Below are 21520 nucleotides of genomic sequence, written 5' to 3' on the forward strand. Positions count from 1 at the left end.
GGTTCAGCCGGGCTGCTGGCCGGCCGCCTGTTGCGCGGCGATGTCGGCGCGGATCTCGTCCATGTTCAGCGTGCGCACGCCGTCGATCACCTGCTGCAGCGCGCTCGCCGGCAGTGCGCCGGATTCGCGGAACACCATGATGTTGTCGCGGACCGCCGCCAGCGTCGGCACCGAGCGGATCTGGAAGGTGGCCGCCAGTTCCTGCTGGGCATCGGTGTCGATCTTGCCGAACACGATGTCCGGATGCGCTTCGGCCGCCGCCTCGAAGATGGGGCCGAAACTGCGGCAGGGGCCGCACCACGTCGCCCAGAAGTCGAGGAAGACGATGGGGTTGTTCTCGATGACCTCGTTGAAGTTCTGGTCGGTGATTTCGATGGTGGGCATGGCGATGGCTCCGCGTGGGTCGGAAAGTTGGGGTTGGCCGGGTCGAACTACTTAATTGTCTGCTGGCTGCATGCGGCTTGCATGGCACGGCCGCGGGCAGGAATGCCGGAGCAGGGCTAGAATCGGCCTCTGTCGACATACGGAGCCACAAGCATGTTCCTTGCCATGAATCGCTTCAGAATTGCCCGCGGCCACGAGGAAACCTTCGTCGCCCACTGGCGCCAGCGAGAAAGCTATCTGGACCAGGTGCCGGGCTTCGTCCGCTTCCACCTGCTGCAGGGGCCGCAGACCGAAGAGTACACGCTGTTCGCGTCGCACACCGAGTGGGAATCCGAACAAGCCTTCGAAGACTGGACGCGATCCGACGCCTTCATGAAGGCGCACGCCAATGCCGGCAAGAGCCCGCGCGAAATCTACATGGGCCCGCCGCAGCTGGAGCTGTTCAACGCCGTGCTGTGAACGCTGGCGAAGCGGGCAGCGCGGTACGAACTCAGAACCAGCGGCGGACCCGGCGGCAGTAGTCCGCGTACTGCATTCCGAACTTCGCCTCCAGCGCCCGCTCCTCCGGCAGCACCTGGAAGCGGGTGACGTAGGCCGCGAACACCACCGGCCCGCCCAGCGCACCGACGGCATCGAAGCGGATCGCGTAGGCCAGCAGCAACAGCACCAGGCTCAGGTACATCGGATTGCGGGTGAAGCGGTAGATGCCGTGCGTCACCAGCGCCGCAGCGCGTTCCGGGTGCATGGGGTTGATGGTGGTGTGCGCCCGCCGGAATGCAACGAAGGCGGCCAGCACCAGCGCGGCGCTGAACTGCGAGATCGCCACCGACACCGCAATGCGCAGATCCCAGCTGGACGCCATGACCTGCGTGTCGCGCCAGTACAGCCACATGCCCGCGGCGATGGCCAGCGCGACGAAGGGAGCAGGCAGCTTGGTTTCGAGGAACGCCATGGCTGTTGTTCTGAAATCTGACGTATGAACTGGGCAGACCGGAAGCAGGCCGGTACGCAAACTGAATCATGAACCAGATAGGGCCTGCAGGCCAAGCCGTGGCGCACCTGGACCGCCGCCGCGCACCCGCGAACTACGGCCGGGCATAGGCAGGAATGCGAAATCGCCGGCGATACGCGCTCGGGGCGAGGCCGGTGGTGCGCCTGAACAGCCGCCGGAAGAAGGCCGGATCTTCGTAACCCACCCGCCAGCTGATCTCGTCGATCGACACATCGGTGCGCTCCAGTCGGCGCTTGGCGTCCTCGATGCGCAGGCGCTGGACGTAGGCGATGGGCGTGAGGCCGGTGGCACTGGCGAAGCGCCGCTTGAAGGTGCGCTCGGCAAGCCTGGAGCGCTTGATCACCTCCTCCACCGGATTGGCGACCGAGAAGTGCTCGCTCAGCCACTGCTGCGCGCCGCGGATCTCGCCGTCGCCGTGGTCGGCCCTGCCCTCGAACACCATGTAGGGCGTGAGACCGTCCTGGTGCCATTGCAGCGCGAACATGCGCGCCACCTCCTGCGCAACGGTCGCGCCGGCGAAGCGCGCGATGAGGTAGAGCACCAAGTCGTGCCAGCTGGTCGAGGCACCCGAACTGACCAGCTCCTCGTGCAGCCCCGAGATCACCAGCACCCGCTCCGGGTGGATCGCCACCGCGGGATAGGCCGCGGCGAAGGCCTGCGCATAGCCGAAATGCACCGTCGCATCCTTGCCGTCGAACAGCCCCGTTTCGGCCAGCAAAAAGACGCCCGAACAGGCCGAGCAGAGCACGGCGCCGCGTGCATGCATCGCGCTCAGCCAGGCCACCAGGCGGGGATAGCGGCCCTGCTCCCAGCCCGGCGAACGCAACAGCAGCGACGGCACGATCACGATGTCGCTGCTGTCGACGGCGTCGATCGCGCGCTGCACCTCGAACGGCACCCCGCTCGCCAGCGGCAGCGGCCCCGTGGCCTCGCCCACGACCTCCACCTGGAAAGGCGGCGGCGCACCGGCCGGGGTGGCGCCCATCAGCGCGATCCCGTTCATCACGTCGAAGATGCCCGCCAGCGTGGACACCACCGCATCGGGGAAAGCCACCAGGCTGACCCGACAGGGGCGCGATCGAGCGGGATTGGACGGAGTGGTCATGGCGCAGGCTGCAGTGGCACGAACGAACCGATTCTAGGCCATCCCGGCTCTTCAGCAGACGGCCCGCCATCCCGATCATGGCGCCACCTACCCGGTACGCGAAACCACCCGCAAGGAGCGCCATCATGCACACAAGCACCATCGATCAAGCCAGGCTGGAATCTTTCGTCAACCGCGCCGTGGGCGACCTCTCTTCCGCCTACGGCGGCGTGATGGTCAGCCTGGGCAGCAAGCTCGGCCTCTACAAGGCCATGGCGGGCGCCGGCCCGCTCAGCGCCGCGGAACTGGCCGCCCGCAGCGGCTGCGCCGAACGCTACCTGCGCGAATGGCTCAACGCCCAGGCTGCCGGCGGCTATGTGGATTACCACGCCGTCAGCGACACCTACGAACTCTCGCCCGAGCAGGCCGTGGTGCTGGCCGACGAGGACAGCCCGCTGTTCATCCCTCACGCCTGGCAGGTGCCGGCATCGATGTGGTTCGACGAGGAGAAAACCCTGGAGGCGTTCCGCACCGGCAAGGGCGTGGCCTGGGGCGAGCACGACGGCCGCCTGCAATGCGGCGTCGCCGCCTTCTACCGGAACGGCTACCGCGCCAGCCTGGTGCCACAGTGGCTGCCCGCGCTCGACGGCGTGGTCGAACGGCTGGAAGCCGGCATCGCCGTGGCCGACGTCGGCTGCGGCCACGGCCACTCCACCGTGCTGATGGCGCAGGCGTTCCCGCGTTCGAGCTTCCACGGCTACGACGCGCACCCCGCCTCGATCGACGCCGCCAGGCACAACGCGACCAGGGCGGGCGTCGGCGAACGCGCGCGCTTCGAGGTGAGCCGGGCGACCGACTACCCCGCCCGCCAGTACGGGCTGATCTGCTTCTTCGACTGCCTGCACGACATGGGCAACCCGGTCGCCGCCGCCCGCTACGCCGCCGAAGTGCTGGCCCCCGGCGGCACGGTAATGCTGGTCGAACCCTTCGCCCACGACCGCGTCGAGCACAACCTGTCGCCGGTCGCGCGGCTGTACTACGCCGCCTCCAGCACCATCTGCTGCGCCCACGCGATCTCGGAAGGCGGCGAACTCGTGCTCGGCGCCCAGGCCGGCGAAGCGCAGCTGGCGGCGGTGTTCCGCCAGGCCGGATTCAGCCACTTCCGCCGCGCGGCCGAGACCCCGTTCAACCTGATACTGGAAGCGCGGCGCTGACAACGACCGGGGCGCGGGCCTGCTGGAATGGTCTGCCCGGGTACATGCCCGGGCGGCCGCTCACCCAACCGACCCAAGGTCTTCGGCAAACATGATGCGATGCCCGTCGGGCGTGGTCACCATGAACTCCCGCATCCCCCACGGCTTGCTCTCCGGCGCCGGAAGCGATGCCAATCCACGCGCCCGGAACTCCTCGTGAAGCGCATCGACGCCCTCGACCACCACATAGGCGAAATACGAGTGATCCTTGATCTGGCCGGCGGGAATCTCGTCGGGGCAATGCCCCAGCATCAAACGAAATCCGCCCCGGGAGAGAAAACACCAGCCGTCGGCCTCAAGATCGACCGTGAAGTCCAAGCTGTCGCGGTAGAAGGCAACGGAGACCGGCAGGTCTTTGACCGCCAGCACACTACGGACCTGTTTGAACTCGGGCATGCGTCTTCCTTGTGTGATTCTTCTGCCGCCAACGTGGCGGGTTGTCCGCAGGCGTGCATGCAGCGTGAGGCCGCTGCATCAGCTACACGCCCGACACGATTCTGACGTCGCGCTCGGCGGAATTGCCCAGCACCGCCAACGCAGCCTGGTACTCCGGGCTTTGGTAGGCGGCCATGGCACGCTCCACGCTTTCGAACTCGATGATGACAATGCGCTGATGAACGCCGTCTTCATAGGCCTGTGCGGCCTCTCCCCGCGCAAGGAATCGCCCTCCACACGCTTCAATCGCCGGACCCGCAAGCGCTGCGTAGCGCGCGAGTGCGGCCTCGTCTGTGACTGATCGATAGCTGGTGACCCAATATCCCTTCGGCACGATTTCCACCTCGATGGGCAAGGAAGAAGGATTTCCGGCGCGCCAGGCGGTACTGGCTGTAGGCGCTGAGATGGTCGTTGGGTTCGATGCCGCTTCCGACGTAGAGGTCACCGGCGCTGCGCGCCTTTATCGCGCAGCGTCCAGCGACTGAAAGGAGCGAGCTTGAGCGCGGGGCTAGACCTCGCGTCGAAAAGCATGAGCGATGCCCTTCATTGAGTGTCGATTGCGACGGATTTAGACAACTCAGCTTCGGTTGGAGACTCAAATTGCGTTTCCATGAAGTCGAACATGGAAGGCGTGACTTCGAAGGAGAAAGTCCCGCCCTTCTCCGAATTTCTGGACAATACGCGAGCGCGACGCAGGCTGTGCGGTGCGTCTACGTAATGCATTTGCACAGGTAGCGCTTTGGTTTCAGCCAGTGAGATGAATCGGGCTCTGTCACTGACCTTCATGAAGCCAAGATCCAATACGGCACTTCCGCCGCATTCAACGATCTCCGACGCGATGGACCAGATCCGGTGCTCACATCGTTGTACCCGTTCCATGATCCAAGGAAGGCTCATTGGCTTCGGCACGTCTGGGCCGAACAATTCACCCATCCAGTCATCAATCGAGAACCGAGTCGCTCCGACTTCACTTGCGAGCTTACGCGAATAAGTTGTCTTGCCGGCACCTTGCGTACCAAAGACGATATGAATTGTTGGGGTGGTCATTCTTGTGTGAGCTGTGAAAGCGAAGGCATTTTGCATAATCGGTCTAACGACTTTCTTCCCACGCGCCCGGCCGCAGACGCTTGGGCCAGCGGCGCGATGTCCTGGGCGTCGTGTGGAAGAACTTGTTGGGCGCGCGCTCGAGCGCCACGAACACAGGGCCTCCTCTCACGATGGCTGGGGGCCTTCGTAGCCCTCGATGATTACGAGATCGATGCTTGAAGCAGGCAAGCGAAGCTTAAGCGCGGCCTGATACTCGGGTGAGTTCCAGCAGTCGATGGCCGCCTGATAAGACGGGAACTCGACCACCGTATTACGCGCCCTAGTGCTCCCTTCTGGGACGGTATGTTGACCTGCACGGACAATGAACCGGGCACCGTACTTCTTAAGCGCGTCGGCATTGGCAACAGCATACTTGTTGAATTGCTCTTGGTCCGTGACGTCTACGCGAACGATCCAATACCCTTTTGCCATCATTTTCTCCATATTTTATTGTCGTGCTGCGTTGAAGACGCCCAACGTGAAAGCTCCGGGGCGCGAAGCCGGCTTGCCGGCGGAGCGTCCTTCTGGAGCGGCGGGTTAGGCTGAAACCGGCCGAACATAGAAAACTCGGTTCTTGAGAAAGCCAAGGTAGCACAGACTGAAGAAGTCAAAAGGCACCCACCAAGAACTGCCACATTCAAACAAGACGCCATTGCTTTCTGGTCCGATACGAATGCTAGTGCTTGCCACAACGGACTGCATTTCGACACGTAACGTGCCTCCGTCATCGGGAAGGGTGATCGCTTTCGTTTCATTTCTCTCGATGGAGCACACCTTTTGTTCGTCAACCAGAACATCTAGTGAAGCAAAGCGCCCCATCCATCCAGCGTGTCGGCGAAGGAGTATCTGCATGATGCCTAACGAATGAAAGGGACTTCCCCGTCCCGGTCTTGCCGCATTGCGGCCCTTGGCACGCGAGTGCCACGATGGGAAGTGCGAAATCTCATCAATCTGTCCGAGAGGGGAAAGTCCATGAGCATTCTGACCGTTGGGATCGATCTCGCCAAGAGTGTATTCGCTGTGCATGGCGTGGATGAGGCTGGCCGCGCCGAATTGGTGCGCCCGGCGGTGCCGCGCGAGAAGCTGCATGAACTCATCGCAACGCTGCCGCCATGCGTGATCGGCATGGAAGCATGCTCGGGCGCGCATCATTGGGCCCGGCTATTTCAGGCAGCAGGGCATACGGTGCGCCTGATCGCACCGAAGTTCGTCACGCCTTACCGGATGAGCGGGCGGCGCAGCAAGAACGACGCGGCCGATGCCGCAGCGATCTGCGAGGCCGTGCAACGACCGCACATGCGCTTTGTGCCAATCAAAACGCTCGACCAGCAATCTCAGCTGATGGTGCACCGTGCCCGCCAGGGGTTCGTCGAGCAGCGCACGGCCACCATAAACCGCATCCGCGGCCTGCTGGCCGAGTTGGGTATCGTGCTGCCGCTCAAGGCGGCCACCGTCCGTCGACGTGCCGGCCAGTGCCTGGAAGATCTGCCCGGCTGGGCCAACATGGTCATCGGGGATCTACTCGGTGAAGTCGATCGGCTCGATGAACGTATCGCGCAGTACGACCGCCATATCCGCCAGATCGCCCGCCAGGACATCCGGGCGCAGCGCCTGACCCGGCTGAGCGGCGTGGGCGAGACCACCGCCACCTGCCTGGTCGCCTTGATCGGCAACGGTCACGACTTCGAGTGCGGCCGCCAGTTCGCCGCTTGGCTCGGCCTGGTCCCCGGTCAGTACAGCTCTGGCGGCAAGGCCCGCCTCGGGCGCATCACCAAGGCGGGCGACGCCTACCTGCGCAGCCTGCTCGTCATGGGCGCCCGAGCCGTGCTGGCCGCAGCCCGCAACAAGACGGACGGCTTGAGCCGCTGGGCCCTGGCCGTAGAGCAGCGACGCGGCTACTGGAAAGCGGTGGTCGCCATTGCCGCGAAGAACGCGCGCATGGCGTGGGCGGTATTGCGACGAGGCGAAGCCTTTGCACTGCCGACTTGAACCCTCCCGGCAGCCCATCGACCAGAACGAACCGATTTGACCGCCGCGTGACGGCAAGCGTTGATGACAACAGGTCTGGACCTGCGCGGGGAGTGACCGATTAATTCAAGGGCAGCCATACGAGTGCCGGCTAACGAATGGGTCCCCCGCGTGCGTCCTTCATCAGGGTCCGCAGCCAAACGACGGCTGCAACGATGACCGTTTGTAGTTTAGCCAGTCCGCACCTTGTTGTTTCTGCGCACTTTGCTGCTTGCCCGGTGCTGTCGTATCGAAAGACGAGGATCAATGCCCGCTACGTGGGCAGGGGGGCGCTATTGCTTGACTAATGGGGAAGCCCTTGTAGTTTGAATTCACTGGCCTTGCGCGGCTTTATGCGCAAGGTCCGGTGGAATGATGGGTTCGGCGTCATTGGGGTATAGCGGGCGGTTCATAGACTACCCAATCACGCGACAAAGGATCGTACGAAAGATACGGAATGTCTTGGGCATTCTCGGCGGTTACAGAAACCTTCTTGTTCGTACCTTTCGCAAGTGCTTCAAGAAACTGAAGGACTTCATAGTGGTCACTATCGCTCTCGATTTCTCGTGGATCGAAGTCGAGTTCGATTTCGTCCGGAACGAAGAAGTGACAGTTTGCTGTAACCCTTCCGAGTTTCACGCTCAAGAGATGCGGTCCGTCACGTGCTGTGAAGATTTTCTCCACCTCGGGCAATGGAAGATCTTGACCTGCGTACGAGTACTGATAGCCATATTTTTCTGCGAGCGAGAGTAACAACGTCCAGTCGGTGAAGGTGGTGTCTAGCACGTAGACGTCGCGGAGGGAGCCATCTTTCTCCCAGAGATCGCGCGGCTGAGTGGGGGTGGGTCGAGTCATGACGCCGAACGTGTTGTAGACGTCAACGTCTGACGTGTATTCCAGAGGTCTGTCGCATAAACCGGTGGCCGCTTTCGGATTTTTCTATTTGAAATCATTGGGCCCACCGCTTATGCTGTATGCATTACTAGTAACCACAGGCACTCAAACACGTCATGGCCATGGAGAACACGCCGGCGCAACCACCGCGACTGCTGGACCAGGTTCGTGCTGCCGTTCGTTACAAGCACTACAGCATAAGAACGGAGCAGGCTTATGTCTATTGGGCTCGCTTCTTCATCCGTCAACAAGGCCTGCGTCACCCGCGTGACATGGGGGCGGTGGAGGTCGAGGCCTTCCTGAACTGGCTGGCCAGCGAGCGCTCGGTCGCGCCATCCACACACAATCAGGCCTTGTCCGCCCTGCTCTTTCTCTACAAGGAGGTTCTCGGCATCGATTTGCCGTGGATGCAGGAAATCGGCCGACCGAAAAAACGCGAACGGGTGCCGGTAGTGTTGTCGCGCACCGAGGTCGCGCATCTGCTGGGGGCGATGGAAGGCACCGAGGGCGATGTGGCGCGCTTGCTCTACGGCACTGGGATGCGCTTGATGGAGGGGCTCCGACTGCGGGTCAAGGATGTCGACTTCGACCGGAACGAGATCACGGTACGCGAGGGCAAGGGCGGCAAGGACCGCCGCGTGATGCTGCCAACGGCGCTGCGCCCGGTACTGCGCCACCACTTGCAAGCGGCACGAAAGGTGTGGGAAGCCGACCGGGAGGCGGAGGTGCCTGGGATTTGGATGCCGGACGCGCTCGCCCGCAAGTATCCGCGTGCGGCGATGTCGTGGCCGTGGTTCTGGTTATGGCCGGCCGACCATCTGGCGGTCGATCCGGTATCCGGCATCCGGCGGCGGCATCACCTTTATGAGCGGCGCCTGCAGCGTGCGATCAAGCGCGCGGTTGAAGCCACCGGACTGCACAAGCCCGTCAGCGTCCACACGCTGCGCCACTCCTTCGCAACCCACCTGCTCGAAGGCGGCTACGACATCCGTACCGTGCAGGAACTGCTCGGCCATGCCGATGTGTCGACCACGATGATCTACACCCACGTGCTGAACAAGGGCGGTCGCGGCGTGACAAGCCCGCTGGACCAACTCTGATTCGCTGGCCTGCATGGCCTTCGGGTGTTACTTTTATATCACCCGATATTGGAGTACGGACATGACTACAACCTCGTTGAAGCTCCCTGAGGATGTGAAGCAGCTCGCCATTGCGGCTGCAAGGCAGCAGGGTGTCACCCCCCATGCGTTCATGGTCGAAGCGATCCGTGCAGCGGCAGTCGCCGCGGAAAAGCGGGCGGCCTTCGTTGCCGATGCACTTGCATCGAGGGACGAAACGCTCGCATCCGGGGAGGGCTATGCTGCCGCCGAGGTCCATGCCTACATTCGGGCACGCGCAAGTGGGAAGGTCGTTTCCAAGCCCGAGGCCAAGCCTTGGCGCGACTGATCTACACCCGGCGAGCGCTCCAGGACCTCGAACGGCTTACCGACTTTCTTCTCGAAACGGAACCGGCCCTTGCACTGGCGACCGCCGAGTTGATTGCCGAAGCCATGCAGACACTCGGGAATCATCCGCTCATCGGGCGCCCCGCCGAGCAGGACATGCGCGAACTGGTCATTTCGCGCGGCCGAACGGGATACCTCGCGCTGTACGACTACGACGAAGTACGCGACGTGGTTTTGGTACTCGCCATTCGTCATCAGCGAGAGGCCGGCTACACGTCAAGGTAACACCGCCCACGGCTGCCCATCGAACGGGCAGCCTCCAGCGGGACAGTGCTGCCTCTTACAGCAGCGGCGCCAGCCAGCGCGCCGCCGCCTCTTCGGTAAGGCCGGTGCGCTGCGCCCAGTCGGCGAGCTGATCCCGGCCGATCTTGCTGATGGCGAAGTAGTGGCTTTCCGGGTGGGCGAAGTAGAAGCCGGACACGCTCGCCGCCGGGGTCATCGCCATGGCTTCGGTCAGCCCCATGCCGGCGTTGGTGGGCACGTCCAGCAGTTGGAACAGCGCCGCCTTCACGGTGTGGTCCGGGCAGGCGGGGTAGCCGGGCGCGGGGCGGATGCCCTTGTATTGTTCCTTGATGAGCGCTTCGTTGCCCAGCGCCTCGTCGGCGGCGTAGCCCCAGTATTCCTTGCGCACGCGCTCGTGCAGCCACTCGGCGGTGGCTTCGGCGAGGCGGTCGGCCAGGCTCTTGAGCATGATGGCGTGGTAGTCGTCGTGGGCGGCCTCGAACTCGGCGAGCTTGTGCTCGATGCCGAGGCCGGCGGTGACGGCGAAGGCGCCGCACCAGTCGCGCACGCCACTGGCCTTGGGCGCGACGAAGTCGGCCAGACACCAGTGCGGCTTGCCGGCGGGGCGTTCGTGCTGCTGGCGCAGGCCGTGCCAGCTCATCATGGTTTCGCTGCGCGACTCGTCGGCGTAGAACTCGATGTCGTCGCCCACGCTGTTGGCGGGGAAGAGGCCGAACACCGCCTTGGCCTGCACCCATTCGCCGGCGATCAGGTCTTCGAGCATGTTCTGCGCGTCCTGATAGACGTTGCGCGCGGTCTCGCCGACCACCTCGTCGTCGAGAATCTTCGGGAAGCTGCCGGCCAGGTCCCAGGTCTGGAAGAAGGGGCCCCAGTCGATGTAGTCGCGCAGTTCGTCGAGATCGACGTCGAGCGCCATCACCCCCAGGGTGTTGGGTTCGACCGGCGCGTAGCCTTCCACCGACAGCGGGTCGTAGGCATTGGCGCGCGCGGCTTCCAGGCTCACCAGTTGCACGCCCTTCTTGTTGGCGTGCTGGGCGCGGATCTTGTCGTAGTCGGCGGCGAGCTGAGCGCGGAACGCATCGGCGCCGCCTTCCGACAGCAGGGCGGTAACCACGCCGACCGCGCGGGAAGCGTCCGGCACGTAGACCACCGGCTGGCTGTAGTGCGGCGCGATCTTGATCGCGGTGTGGGCGCGGCTGGTGGTGGCGCCGCCGATCAGCAAGGGCACGTCGAAGCCCTGGCGCTGCATCTCGGCGGCGACGTGGCTCATCTCTTCCAGCGACGGCGTGATGAGGCCGGACAGCCCGATGGCCTGGGCGCCGTGCTCGCGCGCGGCGTTGAGGATCTTGTCGGTGGGCACCATGACGCCGAGGTCGATCACCTCGTAGCCGTTGCAGCCCAGCACCACGCCGACGATGTTCTTGCCGATGTCGTGCACATCGCCCTTGACCGTGGCGATGACGATACGGCCCTTGCTGGTGGCGCCGGTGCGCAGCTTTTCGGCCTCGATGTAGGGGATGAGGTGGGCGACCGCCTGCTTCATGACGCGGGCGGACTTCACCACCTGCGGCAGGAACATCTTGCCGGCGCCGAAAAGGTCGCCGACCACGTCCATGCCGGCCATCAGCGGGCCTTCGATCACCGCCAGCGGCGGCTTGCCTTCGGCCTCCAGCCGGGCGCGCACTTCCTCGGTGTCGGCGACGACGAACTCGGTGATGCCCTTCACCAGCGCGTGCTTGAGGCGCTCTTCCACCGTCCATTCGCGCCAGGCGAGGTCGGGGCCGGTGTCCTTGGCCTTGCCTTCCTTCACCGTCTGGGCCAGTTCCACCAGCGCTTCGCCCGCGCCCGGCTTGCGGTTGAGGACGACGTCTTCCACCTTCTCGCGCAGCACCGGGTCGAGGTCGTCATACACGCCGAGCTGGCCGGCATTGACGATGCCCATGGTCAGCCCGGCCTTGATCGCGTGGTACAGGAAGACGGTGTGGATGGCCTCGCGCACCGGCTCGTTGCCGCGGAAGCTGAAGCTGACGTTGGAGACGCCGCCCGAGGTCTTGGCGTAGGGCAGATTGGCCTTGATCCAGGCCACGCTCTGGATGAAATCGACCGCGTAGTTGTCGTGTTCTTCGATGCCGGTGGCGATGGCGAAGATGTTGGGGTCGAAGATGATGTCTTCGGGCGGAAAGCCGATGCCCACCAGCAGCGTGTAGGCGCGTTCGCAGATCTCGATCTTGCGCGCGTAGGTGTCGGCCTGGCCCTTCTCGTCGAAGGCCATCACGATCACCGCGGCGCCGTAGCGGCGGGCGAGCCGCGCCTGGCGCAGGAAGATCTCCTCGCCTTCCTTCATCGAGATCGAATTGACGATGCCCTTGCCCTGGATGCACTTGAGGCCGGTCTCGATGATCTCCCACTTGGAGGAATCGAGCATGATGGGCACGCGCGAGATGTCCGGCTCGGAAGCGATGAGCTTGCAGAAGCGCTCCATCGCCGCCTTCGAATCCAGCATCGCCTCGTCCATGTTGATGTCGATGACCTGGGCACCGTTTTCCACCTGCTGACGGGCGACGGCCAGCGCATCGTCGAAGCGGCCTTCGAGGATCATGCGGGCGAAGGCCTTGGAGCCGGTGACGTTGGTGCGCTCGCCCACATTGACGAACAGGCTGTCGGCGCCGACGTTGAAGGGTTCCAGGCCCGACAGACGCAGCTTCTTCTCGACTTCCGGCACCCGGCGCGGCGGCACGCTCGCCACCGCCTGCGCGATCGCGGCGATGTGGGCCGGGGTGGTGCCGCAGCAGCCGCCGAGGATGTTCACCAGGCCGGACTGCGCCCATTCGACCACCGCCTCGGCCAGTTGCTCCGGCGTTTCGTCGTAACCGGTGGGCGCCAGCGGATTGGGCAGGCCGGCATTGGGGTGGGCGGAAACATGGGTGTCGCAGACGTTGGCGAGGTCTTCGACGTAGGCGCGCAGCTCCTTGGCGCCGAGCGCGCAGTTGAGGCCGAAGGAGATCGGCCGCGCATGCGCGAGCGAGTTCCAGAAGGCTTCGGCGGTCTGGCCCGAGAGCGTGCGGCCGGAAGCGTCGGTGATGGTGCCGGAGATCATCACCGGCAGGCGGTGGCCACCGCTTTTCTCACACTCGTCGAACAGCTTCTCAACCGCGAACACCGCAGCCTTGGCATTGAGCGTGTCGAAGATGGTCTCGATCAGCAGCAGATCGGCGCCGCCTTCCATCAGGCCACGGGCGGAGTCGTAGTAGTCGTCGACCAGCGCGTCGAATTCGATGTTGCGGTAGCCGGGGTCGTTCACGTCCGGGCTGATCGACAGCGTGCGCGAAGTCGGCCCCAGCACGCCGGCACAGTAGCGCGGCTTGGCCGGGTTCTGCGCGGTGTATTCGTCGCAGAGGGTGCGCACCAGACGGGCGCTGGCGACGTTGAGTTCGTAGGCGACCGCTTCCAGCCCGTACTCCGCCTGCGACACGCGGGTGGCGTTGAAGGAGCAGGTCTCGATGATGTCGGCGCCGGCCTCGAGGTAGGCGCGATGGATCTCGCCGACCACGTCCGGGCGCGTCAGCACCAGCAGGTCGTTGTTGCCCTTGAGATCCTTGGGGTGTTCGAGGAAGCGCGTGCCGCGGTAGTCCGCTTCGCCCAGCTTGTACTGCTGGATCATGGTGCCCATCGCGCCGTCCAGGATGAGGATGCGCTGGGCGAGTTGCTGGCGGAGTTCTTCGGAGCGGTCGGCTTGCATCGTTCTACCTCGGGTGCCTGATGTTACGGTTCATGCACAGCGGGTAGCGGACGCAAAAGCAAACGGCGCGGCAAACCCGGCTGGTGGTTTGCGAGCGCCGTTGTTCGGTTGCCGAGCCTGGCCCGTTGGTCGGGTCGCAGCGCTCCTCGGCAGGTGCGGCATTCTAACGGCTCGTAAAGACGCTTGCCAGCGTGGCGGCCATACCGCTAGTTCCACGGCGCCGGCGGCAGCCGCCGCGGCCAGGGCCGCAGGGGCACCGGCCGCAGCCGCGGCGGGTAATAGGGATAGCCGTAAGGGTAGTAGCCGTAGGGATACATGCCCCAGGGCGGGAACAGGGTGCTGTCGGGGTAGTGCACGTAGCTGCGGCTGGTGCGGACCACCTTGTCTTCCTTGAAGTGCACGTTGAACAGGGTGGCGATGCCGGGGCCGTCGTTGTAGACGTTCCAGTCCCACACCTCTTCGCCCGACAGGCGGAAGGTCTGCTCGGAACGGTGTTCGCCGAGCAGACGCGAGATTTCGTCCTTGCTCATGCCCTTCTGTACCGTGGCGAGGTTCTTGTAGTCCAGCGCGTCCCACTGCCGCAGCACGATGCCGCCGGCGTCCACCTGCACCATGATGCAGGTGTCGCCGTAGGGCTGGGTGGCATACTCCAGCGTGGTCGTGCCGTCGCCGTTGTCCCAGCGCCGGGTCGGCTCGCCGCGGTCGGCCAGCGCCTCGGCTTCGGTGGTGTAGGGCCGCGGCGGTGCGAACGCGGCGCAACCGCCCAGCAGCAGGGCGGACGCGATCAGCAGGGCGCTGCCGAGGCGGCGCAGGACGGCGCTGGTGACTTGCGGATTGGACATCTCATCCTCGCATGCGGGTATAGCGGCCGGTGCCGGTGACGCGGCCATCGGTGTTGAAGCTCACGGTGAAATAGGTTGGCTCGGTGACCGAGGAACCGCGATCGATCAGCCATTCCCATACCGTTTCCTGCTTGAGCTGGAAGAACTGGCTGGCGGCCGGCTTGCCGAGCAGGCGGCGCACCTCGTCTCCGCTCATGCCCGGTTGGACGCGGGCAAAAGTGGCTTCGTTCAACACCTGGTCGAGCGTGCGCAGGATCTGGTCGGGGCCGATGGTGATCATGTAGCACTCGGCGCCCTGCGGCTGGCGCGAGTATTCCCAGGTGACGGAACCGTCGTCGTTGTGCCATTCCATCTGCGGCGGGCCGTAGCGGTCGCGCACTTCGAGCGCGGTCGACACGCCCGGCCGGAGTTCGCGCGCATTGAAGTAGTCGCAGGCCGGCAGACCGACGGCGGCGAGCAAGGAACAGAGCAGCGTCAGCAGGCGTCTCATCGAAGCATCTCCCTTCCGGCGATTACGGCACCGGGCGCGGGCTAGAATCCCCGTTCCCGGCGCGGAACGCAATCGCGCCGGGTGACAATCTGCAACGCACCGGAGAACCGCTCATGAAAACGCCCGTTGCATACCTGTTGGCCGCCAGCCTCGCCCTTGCCGGCAGCGGCGCCGCCCTTGCCCAGACCGTGGTGAAGATAGGCCACGCCGGACCGCTCACCGGCCCGATCGCCCACTTCGGCAAGGACGGCGAAATGGGCGCCAGGCTGGCCATCGACGACGCCAACGCCAAGGGCGTCAGCCTGGGCGGGCAGAAGGTGAAATTCGAGCTGGTGAGCGAGGACGACCAGGGCGACCCGCGCACCGCCACCACGGTGGCGCAGCGGCTGACCGACCTCGGCGTGAAAGGCGTGGTCGGCCACGTGACCTCGGGCGCGTCCATCCCGGCGTCGCGGGTGTACGAGCAGGCCGGCGTGCCGGTGGTGACGCCCTCCTCCACCAGCCCCAAGCTCACCCGCCAGGGCTACAAGGTGACCTTCCGCGTGATCGCCAACGACCTGCAGCAGGGCGAGGCGATGGCGAAGTACGCCGCCGACACGCTGAAAGCCGCCAAGGTGGCGATCATCGACGACCGTACCGCCTACGGCCAGGGCCTGGCCGACGCCTTTGCCGATGCGGCCAAGCAGCGCGGCATACAGGTGGTGGGGCGCGAATTCACCACCGACAAATCCACCGACTTCCTCGCCATTCTCACCAAGATCAAGGCCAAGGCGCCGGACGCGGTGTTCTACGGCGGCATGGACGCCCAGGCCGCGCCGATGCTGCGCCAGTTGCGCCAGCTCGGCAGCACTGCCACCTACCTCGGCGGCGACGGTGTTTGCACCGGCGAGATGATCAAGCTGGCCGGCAACGCCATGAGCGACAAGGTGTATTGCTCGCAGGCCAGCCTGCCGCCGGCGAAGATGCCGGGCGGCGCCGATTTCCTCACCCGCTTCAAGCAACACTACAAGGCCGACGTGCTGCTCTACGCGCCCTACAGCTACGACGCCGCCACCGCGCTGATCGAGGCGATGAAGGCGGCCGATTCCAGCGAGCCGGCCAAGTACCTGCCGGCACTGCGGAAAGTGAGCTTCAAGGGCGTGACCGGCGAGATCGCCTTCGACCAGCAGGGCGACATCCGCAACGGCGGCGTCAGCATGCACCGCTTCCACGACGGCAAGTGGACCTTGGCCGACTGATCCGGCTGCCGGGGCGCACGCACCGGCCCGGTGCGACACGCCCACCCGCTGTGCGGAAGCGCGAGCCGGGCACCGCCTGAGCGTGCGCCGGCGGGCGGGCGGCGCGCACCATGCCCTCTGGCATGTTTCCTGCGGCAGACGGCAGCCGAAGATCGCCCGCTGCGACGGCACGCTCGCGGAATCCGCCGGACGCCGTTTTTTGGGCACAATACCGCCACTTTCGCGCAGCCCGCCGCACACGTCGGCCGGCGCTGCGGAAAGCGGACTCGCGGGCAGTACCGACCGCCCCGCCGCACACGCGCGGCCGCGGGGCGGGAACAACAACACGAAACACCCTTAGTCAGTTTCGCTGGAGGATCAGGTATGAAGAAAACCGTCGTAGCAGTCGCCATCATCGGTCTCGGCATCAGCGCCGCCCAAGCCCAGGAACAAGTCGTCAAGATCGGCGCGGTTGCGCCGCTGACCGGCACCATCGCCCACCTCGGCAAGGACCTGGAAAACGGCGCCCGTCTCGCCATCGAGGAAGCCAACGCCAAGGGCGTCACCATCGCCGGCAAGAAGGTCAAGCTCGAGCTGCTGGGCGAAGACGACCAGGCCGACCCGCGCACCGGCACCACCGTGGCCCAGCGCCTGGTGGACGCCGGCGTCAAGGCGGTGGTCGGCCACCTGAACTCCGGCACCTCGATCCCGGCCTCGCGCATCTACGACCAGGCCGGCATCGCCCAGGTGACGCCCGCCTCGACCAATCCCAAGCTGACCCAGCAGGGCTACAAGGGCGTGTTCCGCACCATCGCCAACGACGTGCAGCAGGGTTCGGTGCTGGGCAAGTTCGCTGCCACCAACCTGGGCGCGAAGAAGATCGCCATCATCGACGACCGCACCGCCTACGGCCAGGGGCTCGCCGACGAGACCGAAAAGGGCGCCAAGTCCTCCGGCGCGCAGATCGTGGCGCGCGAATTCACCACCGACAAGGCCACCGACTTCAACGCCATCCTCACCAAGATCCGCGCCACCAACCCGGACGTGATCTTCTTCGGCGGCATGGACGCCCAGGCCGGCCCGATGCTGCGCCAGATCAAGCAGCTGGGCATTTCGGCCAAATTCCTCACCGGCGACGGCGGCTGCAGTCCCGAGATGATCAAGCTCGCCGGCGACGCGATCAACGCCAACACCTACTGCTCGATGGCCGGCCTGCCGATCGACAAGATGCCGGGCGGCGCCGACTTCCGCGAACGCTACAAGAAGCGCTACAACGCCGACGTGCAGATCTACTCGCCCTACGCCTACGACGCCGCCACCGCGATCATCACCGCGATGCAGAAGGCGGGCTCGGCCGAGCCGGCGAAGTACCTCCCCGAGCTGAAGAAGGTCAACTTCCCGGGCGTGATCGGCAACATCTCCTTCGACGACAAGGGCGACCTGAAGGAAGGCTCGATCACCATGTACCAGTTCAAGAACGGCGACTGGGCGCCGCTGTAAGCGCGCACGCCGCGGGCGCTGGCGCCCGCGGCAGGGTGTGCGCCGGCCGCCGCCGGCGCACACCGCAAGCCGTAGCACCGCATCCCCCGAAAGCTTCCCGCCGCGCGCAAGGGCACGATGGAAACCCTCATCCAGCAGATGATCAACGGCCTGGTGATCGGCAGCGTCTATGCGCTGATCGCACTCGGCTACACCATGGTTTACGGCATTCTCGGCCTCATCAACTTCGCCCACGGCGACGTGCTGATGGTGGGCGCGATGACGGCGCTGCAGACCATGCTGCTCCTGATGGGCGTGGCGCCCGGCATGTCGCCGGTGGCGATGCTGACCATCGCCCTGATGGTGGCGATACCGGTATCGATGCTGATCGGCTTCACCATGGAACGCCTGGCCTACCGCCGGCTGCGCAACGCACCCCGGCTGGCGCCGCTGATCACCGCGATCGGCATGTCCTTCCTGCTGCAGACGATCGCGATGATCATCTGGGGCCGCAACTACCACACCTTCCCGCAGCTGATCCCGACCACGCCGATGCAGCCGATAGAAGGCGTGTTCGTCACCCCGGTGCAGCTCGTCATCGTGATCGTCTCGGCGCTGCTGATGATCGGCCTGACGCTGCTGGTGAACCGCACCCGCGTCGGCCGCGCGATGCGCGCCACGGCCGAAAACCACCGCACCGCCAGCCTGATGGGGGTCGACACCAACGGCGTGATCGCCTTCACCTTCGTGATCGGCGCCGGACTGGCCGCGGTCGCCGGCGTGATGTACGCCAGCAACTACGGCATCGCCCACTACGGCATGGGCTTCATGCCGGGGCTCAAGGCCTTCACCGCCGCGGTGCTGGGCGGCATCGGCAACCTCGGCGGCGCCATGCTCGGCGGCATCGTGCTCGGCCTGGTGGAATCCTTCGGCGCCGGCTACATCGAGCACCTCACCTTCGGCTTCCTCAACTCGTCCTACCAGGACATCTTCGCCTTCCTCATCCTCGGCCTGGTACTGATCTTCCGGCCGACCGGGCTGCTGGGCGAACGCGTGTCGGACCGGGCATGAGGAGCTGACACGATGAACGAACTCGCCGCCGCCATTCCCTACCTCGGCAAGCGCAACCCGACCGCCGCACGCTGGCTCATCCTCATCCTCGCCATCACCGCTCCGCTGATCGCCTGGCAGTTCGGCCGCAGCTGGGTGCGCATCCTCGACTTCGCGCTGCTCTACATGATGCTGGCGCTGGGGCTCAACCTGGTGGTGGGCTTCGCCGGCCTGCTCGATCTCGGCTACATCGCCTTCTACGCGGTCGGCGCCTACAGCTTCGCCTTCCTCGCCTCGCCGCATTTCGACATCCACCTGCCCTTCTGGCTGATCCTGCCGCTCGGCGCCGGCTTTGCCGCGCTGGCCGGCATCATGCTGGGCTTTCCTGTACTGAGGTTACGCGGCGACTACCTCGCCATCGTCACGCTGGGCTTCGGCGAGATCGTGCGCATCTTCATGCTCAACCTGAACTACCCGATCAACATCACCAACGGGCCGCAGGGCATCAACATGATCGACCCCGTCGTGCTGTTCGGCTGGGATCTGTCGCGTAACATCCAGGTGACCGAAAACTTCGCGATCAACTCGCTGTTCCTCTACTACTACTTCTTCCTCGCCTGCGTCGCCGGCTCCATCCTCTTCATCCGCCGCCTGCAGATCTCGCGCATCGGCCGTGCCTGGGCGGCGATGCGCGACGACGAACTCGCCGCCAAGGCGATCGGCATCAATACCCGCAACATGAAGCTGCTCGCATTCGCGCTCGGCGCCACCTTCGGCGGCGTCTCCGGCTGCCTGTTCGGGGCCTTCCAGGGCTTCGTCAGCCCGGAGAGCTTCAGCCTGATGGAATCGATCGCGGTGCTGACGATGGTGGTGTTCGGCGGCATGGGCAACATCGCGGGCGCGGTGATCGGCGCCTTCGTGCTCGCGCTGCTGCCGGAGATCCTGCGCCACATCGCGGTGCCGCTGCAGCAGGCGGTGTTCGGCCACGTGCTGCTCGACCCGGAAGTGCTGCGCATGCTGCTGCTGTCGCTGGCGATGATCCTGATGATGCTGCTGCGCCCGGCCGGCATGATCCCGGCGCGCGCCCGCTACGCCCACCCGGAGAACCTGCACCGCGGAGCCGCCAAATGATCACGCTGCTCGACGCCCGCAACATCGGCAAGCGCTTCGGCGGCCTGCAGGCGCTCACCGATGTGTCGCTCACCATCCGCAAGGGCGAGGTCTATGGACTGATCGGCCCCAACGGCGCCGGCAAGACCACCTTCTTCAACGTGCTGACCGGCGCCTACACCGCGGACGGCGGCGAGTTCGTCTTCAACGGCAGCGAGCTGCCCGCCGGCAAGCCGCACAAGGTGGTCGGCCGCGGCATCGCCCGTACCTTCCAGAACATCCGGCTGTTCCGCGAACTCACCGCGCTGGAGAACGTCATGGCCGGCCACCACATCCGCACCAAGGCCGGCGTGTGGGGCATCCTCACCCAGAACCGTTTCACCCGCGAGGAGGAACGCCTGACCACCGAGCGCGCCTACGAGATGCTGCGCTATGTCGGTATCGAGCGCTTCGCCGACACCGTGTCGCGCAACCTGTCCTACGGCGACCAGCGCCGGCTGGAGATCGCCCGCGCGCTCGCCACCGAACCGCAGCTGCTGGCGCTGGACGAACCGGCCGCCGGCATGAACGCCACCGAAACCGGCCAGCTCAAGCACCTGATCGAGCAGATCCGCAGCGACGGCGTCACCGTGCTGCTGATCGAGCACGACGTGAAACTGGTGATGGGCCTGTGCGACCGCGTCGCGGTACTCGATTTCGGCCGCAAGATCGCCGAGGACGTACCCGCCGAAGTGCAGAAGAACGAAGCGGTGATCGCCGCCTACCTCGGTGGAGGCAAGCATGCACACTAGTCCGGCAGCGCCGCTGCTGCAGTTGAAGGGTCTGCAGATCGCCTACGGCGGCATCCAGGCGGTCAAGGGCATAGACCTCGAACTCCACACCGGCGAGCTCGTCTGCCTGATCGGCGCCAACGGCGCCGGCAAGACCACCACGCTCAATGCGGTGGCCGGCGTATTGCCGGTGGCGGGCGGCGACATCCATTACGCCGGCGAACGCCTCAACGCCGTACCGGCACACAAGCGCCTGCGCCGCGGCATCGCCCTGGTGCCGGAAGGACGCGGCATCTTCACCCGGCTGACTGTCGAAGAGAACCTGCGCATGGGCGCCTACACCCGCAAGGACAAGGACGGCATCGAGGCCGACCTCGAAAAGGTCTATGCGATGCTGCCGCGGGTCAAGGAACGCCTGCCGCAGGTGGCCGGCACCCTGTCCGGCGGCGAGCAGCAGATGGTGGCGATCGGCCGCGCCCTGCTGTCGCGGCCCCGGCTGCTGCTGCTCGACGAACCGTCGATGGGGCTGGCGCCGCTGGTGGTGGAGAAGATCTTCGAGGTGGTGCAGTCGGTGGCCCGGGAAGGCGTGACCATCCTGCTGGTCGAACAGAACGCCAACCTCGCGCTGGAGTTCGCCCAGCGCGGCTACGTGATGGAATCCGGCAAGATCACGCTGACCGGCAGCGGCAACGAGCTGCTCGCCAACACCAAGGTGCGCGCCGCCTACCTCGGCGAAGCGGCCTGATCGCGCCGCACACTGGCGAGGGAAAAACCCCCACGCTCCCCGCTACGCGGATCGCCGCCCCCCAGGGGGGTGCTTTTGGCCTTGGGACGGCCCGGCGGCCGAAACGAAGCACCCCCACGCTCCCCGCTACGCGGATCGCTGCCCCCCAGGGGGGCGCTTTTGGCCTTGGGACGGC

23 protein-coding genes and 1 riboswitch are annotated in these 21520 nt (G+C 65.4%); of the genes, 12 read left to right on the forward strand and 11 right to left on the reverse strand.

Going from position 1 to position 21520, the window contains the following annotated elements; all coding sequences use genetic code 11:
- Positions 1 to 3 precede the first annotated feature (3 nt).
- Positions 4 to 384 carry a thioredoxin gene (trxA, locus tag CJ010_RS22710; protein WP_141020166.1) on the reverse strand — a complete coding sequence of 127 codons (381 nt, stop codon included), beginning with the start codon at positions 382 to 384 and terminating at the stop codon, positions 4 to 6.
- Between the two features lie 165 nt (positions 385 to 549).
- Here trxA and CJ010_RS22715 point away from each other — a divergent pair, with 165 nt between their 5' ends.
- Complete coding sequence (locus CJ010_RS22715; protein ID WP_240794444.1) at positions 550 to 843, forward strand: antibiotic biosynthesis monooxygenase; 294 nt, start codon at positions 550 to 552, stop codon at positions 841 to 843.
- A 31-nt stretch (positions 844 to 874) separates the two neighbouring features.
- Here CJ010_RS22715 and CJ010_RS22720 read toward each other — a convergent pair whose 3' ends face one another.
- Both CJ010_RS22720 and CJ010_RS22725 read right to left on the reverse strand, forming a co-directional pair.
- Positions 875 to 1336, reverse strand: a complete 462-nt coding sequence (locus tag CJ010_RS22720) for an isoprenylcysteine carboxylmethyltransferase family protein (RefSeq protein ID WP_141020168.1) — start codon at positions 1334 to 1336, stop codon at positions 875 to 877.
- 133 nt (positions 1337 to 1469) lie between these two features.
- The gene (locus tag CJ010_RS22725; protein ID WP_141020169.1) at positions 1470 to 2501 is read right to left on the reverse strand and encodes a GlxA family transcriptional regulator; all 1032 of its coding nucleotides are present in this window, start codon (positions 2499 to 2501) and stop codon (positions 1470 to 1472) included.
- Positions 2502 to 2626: 125 nt separating this feature from the next.
- Here CJ010_RS22725 and CJ010_RS22730 point away from each other — a divergent pair, with 125 nt between their 5' ends.
- Complete coding sequence (locus CJ010_RS22730) at positions 2627 to 3694, forward strand: class I SAM-dependent methyltransferase (RefSeq protein ID WP_141020170.1); 1068 nt, start codon at positions 2627 to 2629, stop codon at positions 3692 to 3694.
- Between the two features lie 60 nt (positions 3695 to 3754).
- On the opposite strand, the gene CJ010_RS22735 is transcribed toward CJ010_RS22730, so the two are convergent.
- The 4 genes from CJ010_RS22735 to CJ010_RS22750 all read right to left on the reverse strand — a co-directional run bounded on the left by CJ010_RS22735 (position 3755) and on the right by CJ010_RS22750 (position 5698).
- Positions 3755 to 4129, reverse strand: coding sequence for a VOC family protein (locus CJ010_RS22735; protein WP_141020171.1), 375 nt, complete (start codon positions 4127 to 4129; stop codon positions 3755 to 3757).
- An 82-nt stretch (positions 4130 to 4211) separates the two neighbouring features.
- Entirely contained in the window at positions 4212 to 4523 is a 312-nt protein-coding gene (locus CJ010_RS22740; protein WP_205754846.1) for a DUF1330 domain-containing protein, read from the reverse strand.
- Between the two features lie 188 nt (positions 4524 to 4711).
- Positions 4712 to 5215, reverse strand: a complete 504-nt coding sequence (locus tag CJ010_RS22745) for an ATP-binding protein (RefSeq protein ID WP_168225008.1) — start codon at positions 5213 to 5215, stop codon at positions 4712 to 4714.
- Between the two features lie 165 nt (positions 5216 to 5380).
- Entirely contained in the window at positions 5381 to 5698 is a 318-nt protein-coding gene (locus CJ010_RS22750) for a DUF1330 domain-containing protein (RefSeq protein WP_240794445.1), read from the reverse strand.
- Between the two features lie 528 nt (positions 5699 to 6226).
- Here CJ010_RS22750 and CJ010_RS22755 point away from each other — a divergent pair.
- Positions 6227 to 7243, forward strand: coding sequence for an IS110 family transposase (locus CJ010_RS22755; protein ID WP_141020742.1), 1017 nt, complete (start codon positions 6227 to 6229; stop codon positions 7241 to 7243).
- A gap of 405 nt (positions 7244 to 7648) precedes the next feature.
- On the opposite strand, the gene CJ010_RS22760 is transcribed toward CJ010_RS22755, so the two are convergent.
- The gene (locus tag CJ010_RS22760; protein ID WP_141020173.1) at positions 7649 to 8116 is read right to left on the reverse strand and encodes a hypothetical protein; all 468 of its coding nucleotides are present in this window, start codon (positions 8114 to 8116) and stop codon (positions 7649 to 7651) included.
- Between the two features lie 155 nt (positions 8117 to 8271).
- Between CJ010_RS22760 and CJ010_RS22765 the strand changes: the two genes are divergently transcribed.
- The 3 genes from CJ010_RS22765 (at position 8272) to CJ010_RS22775 (ending at position 9885) form a co-directional block, all read left to right on the forward strand.
- Entirely contained in the window at positions 8272 to 9255 is a 984-nt protein-coding gene (locus tag CJ010_RS22765; RefSeq protein ID WP_240794446.1) for an integron integrase, read from the forward strand.
- A 61-nt stretch (positions 9256 to 9316) separates the two neighbouring features.
- The gene (locus CJ010_RS22770) at positions 9317 to 9601 is read left to right on the forward strand and encodes a hypothetical protein (RefSeq protein WP_141020174.1); all 285 of its coding nucleotides are present in this window, start codon (positions 9317 to 9319) and stop codon (positions 9599 to 9601) included.
- A complete protein-coding gene (locus CJ010_RS22775) occupies positions 9589 to 9885 on the forward strand; it encodes a type II toxin-antitoxin system RelE/ParE family toxin (RefSeq protein WP_141020175.1) in 297 nt (98 codons plus the stop codon). Before CJ010_RS22770 ends, CJ010_RS22775 begins: the two co-directional genes overlap by 13 nt.
- A gap of 55 nt (positions 9886 to 9940) precedes the next feature.
- Here CJ010_RS22775 and metH read toward each other — a convergent pair whose 3' ends face one another.
- The 3 genes from metH to bamE all read right to left on the reverse strand — a co-directional run bounded on the left by metH (position 9941) and on the right by bamE (position 14974).
- Positions 9941 to 13642 carry a methionine synthase gene (gene metH, locus CJ010_RS22780; protein WP_141020177.1) on the reverse strand — a complete coding sequence of 1234 codons (3702 nt, stop codon included), beginning with the start codon at positions 13640 to 13642 and terminating at the stop codon, positions 9941 to 9943.
- An 85-nt stretch (positions 13643 to 13727) separates the two neighbouring features.
- A riboswitch (S-adenosyl-L-homocysteine riboswitch) is annotated at positions 13728 to 13796 on the reverse strand.
- Between the two features lie 52 nt (positions 13797 to 13848).
- Entirely contained in the window at positions 13849 to 14484 is a 636-nt protein-coding gene (locus CJ010_RS22785; protein ID WP_141020178.1) for an outer membrane protein assembly factor BamE, read from the reverse strand.
- 1 nt (position 14485) lies between these two features.
- Positions 14486 to 14974 (reverse strand): outer membrane protein assembly factor BamE, encoded by a 489-nt coding sequence (bamE, locus tag CJ010_RS22790; protein WP_141020180.1) that lies wholly within the window; start codon positions 14972 to 14974, stop codon positions 14486 to 14488.
- Between the two features lie 113 nt (positions 14975 to 15087).
- Here bamE and CJ010_RS22795 point away from each other — a divergent pair, with 113 nt between their 5' ends.
- From CJ010_RS22795 to CJ010_RS22820, 6 genes are all read left to right on the forward strand, one after another.
- Positions 15088 to 16212, forward strand: a complete 1125-nt coding sequence (locus CJ010_RS22795) for a branched-chain amino acid ABC transporter substrate-binding protein (RefSeq protein WP_141020181.1) — start codon at positions 15088 to 15090, stop codon at positions 16210 to 16212.
- A gap of 363 nt (positions 16213 to 16575) precedes the next feature.
- Positions 16576 to 17691 carry a branched-chain amino acid ABC transporter substrate-binding protein gene (locus CJ010_RS22800; protein ID WP_141020182.1) on the forward strand — a complete coding sequence of 372 codons (1116 nt, stop codon included), beginning with the start codon at positions 16576 to 16578 and terminating at the stop codon, positions 17689 to 17691.
- Between the two features lie 117 nt (positions 17692 to 17808).
- Positions 17809 to 18741, forward strand: coding sequence for a branched-chain amino acid ABC transporter permease (locus CJ010_RS22805; RefSeq protein ID WP_141020184.1), 933 nt, complete (start codon positions 17809 to 17811; stop codon positions 18739 to 18741).
- A gap of 12 nt (positions 18742 to 18753) precedes the next feature.
- Complete coding sequence (locus CJ010_RS22810) at positions 18754 to 19851, forward strand: ABC transporter ATP-binding protein (RefSeq protein WP_141020185.1); 1098 nt, start codon at positions 18754 to 18756, stop codon at positions 19849 to 19851.
- Positions 19848 to 20621 carry an ABC transporter ATP-binding protein gene (locus CJ010_RS22815; RefSeq protein ID WP_141020186.1) on the forward strand — a complete coding sequence of 258 codons (774 nt, stop codon included), beginning with the start codon at positions 19848 to 19850 and terminating at the stop codon, positions 20619 to 20621. The genes CJ010_RS22810 and CJ010_RS22815 overlap by 4 nt, the downstream gene beginning before the upstream one ends.
- Complete coding sequence (locus tag CJ010_RS22820; protein ID WP_141020187.1) at positions 20611 to 21345, forward strand: ABC transporter ATP-binding protein; 735 nt, start codon at positions 20611 to 20613, stop codon at positions 21343 to 21345. The genes CJ010_RS22815 and CJ010_RS22820 overlap by 11 nt, the downstream gene beginning before the upstream one ends.
- Positions 21346 to 21520 lie beyond the last annotated feature (175 nt).

The sequence above is a fragment of the Azoarcus sp. DD4 genome (genome assembly GCF_006496635.1).
Taxonomy (GTDB): domain Bacteria; phylum Pseudomonadota; class Gammaproteobacteria; order Burkholderiales; family Rhodocyclaceae; genus Azoarcus.